This window comes from Vibrio sp. Vb0598 (assembly GCF_033338935.1).
GTDB classification, from domain to species: Bacteria; Pseudomonadota; Gammaproteobacteria; order Enterobacterales; family Vibrionaceae; genus Vibrio; species Vibrio alginolyticus.
This window is the reverse complement of record NZ_JAWOTP010000277.1, coordinates 1-1063: the sequence shown is the minus strand read 5'-3', so window position 1 is coordinate 1063 and position 1063 is coordinate 1. Positions and strand designations below refer to the sequence as shown.

The 1063-nt window shown below is 41.9% G+C and carries 1 pseudogene; it reads left to right on the top strand.

Annotated elements, in window-relative coordinates:
* Positions 1-256: 256 nt before the first annotated feature.
* Positions 257-1063, top strand: a pseudogene (locus R7Q38_RS24670) (hypothetical protein); the annotation flags it as partial.

Here is a 1063-nt window from a genome sequence, read left to right as displayed (position 1 = left end):
TATTGTCACTGTTCAATTTTTTCTTATGGGTGTGCGAATGCATAGCTTGAATGGGGGGCTTCCCGATATTTTTGACCCTTCAAAATCTCATCGTTGCCCTATTGGGCACTCGAATCCGTCAGTGTGCCCATGTTCTACTTGTAAGATGGCTAGAGAAGCGGAGGCTTCTAGATTGGCATTAAGGCGAGCTGAAGCGAGAAACTTCGCTCCGACAGGTTCGCTAATGCCATCAAATCAAGCAATTAAGGAATCCGTAGTGCCAAAAGAAACCCCTAGAGAAAAAATTGAAAGACAGCGTAGAGAACGATTTCAGGAGCGAGAAAAAAACTGGCAAGAAATTCAAGCCAGTGAAGAGCGATACGCAGCTATTAGAAAGAAGACAGTTGAGAAAAGAAAACTAGAAAGTGAGGTTGTTAAAGCGACAGAAGCGCTGTTGATTATTCTTCCTTCGTTAGATTTGGAAACGTCAGTACACAGCCAAGCCGTTAAAGAGTTTAGTCAGGCGTTCGATGTTATTTTGAAAGGTTATGACAAAAACAATATTACTTATGATGTTGGATATGACCTCATTCATCAAATTAAAAATGGCTTTATTGAGGGGGGAGAAGCCCTTAGAAAACTCGAAGAAAATCGATTATCACGCCGTACGGAAGAGGTAGATAATGTCTCTCAAGATGGCAGTTATCGACGCAATCTAGTGGTGAATAATGAATCGTTTAATGTTCGTTTTAAGGCGAGTTGTGCCACGCCAGAATGTTTAATGAGAAATGCCAATATCGACATGGAAGATGATGCCTTTCAGGATTACATCGAGGCAGCCACGCAAGACAAACGTTCGGATGTGATGCAGGTGATAGGTGTTGCTTTGATTGCTAATCCATATCTCAAGCCTTTGGAGTATGTTGTATTTGGAGATATCGCCTACTCAATGACAGATCTTAACTTCGACCCTTCTTGGGCTTTTGCTATGGGAAAAGGGGCAGCTTATCGATTAAAGCTTCTTAACTTTAGTGAAAGAACGGTGCTCACGGGCGAAAATGTGACCAGCTATATTTTAGGGAAT